The organism is Paraburkholderia sp. SIMBA_054, from assembly GCF_046534875.1.
Classification (GTDB): Bacteria; Pseudomonadota; Gammaproteobacteria; order Burkholderiales; family Burkholderiaceae; genus Paraburkholderia; species Paraburkholderia hospita.
Map to the genome: position 1 here is coordinate 1 of NZ_JAWRXV010001404.1, position 247 is coordinate 247.

General features: G+C 52.2%; 1 pseudogene. It reads right to left on the reverse strand.

Going from position 1 to position 247, the window contains the following annotated elements:
- Positions 1-247 (reverse strand): annotated as a pseudogene (locus SB822_RS59675) (MFS transporter); the annotation flags it as partial.

Consider the following 247-nt stretch of genomic DNA (forward strand, 5'->3'; position numbering starts at 1 on the left):
CGATGCATTCCAAAGCATTGCCACGACGGCGCTAAGGTAGGGAATGGCGGTCAGCAGGCCAATGTTCAAAGTACTCTTTACACCGGAAGCCTTGATGATAGAAGGCAGCCAGAAGGCCAACCCGTAAAAGCCGGTATTGAACGTGAGAAGAATGAACGTCAGCAACCAGACGCGCGGGCTTCTCAGCGCAGCGCCAACGCTGTGGGTCTTTTTAGCACTTTCCTGTTCGAGATTTCTTTGAAGCAGT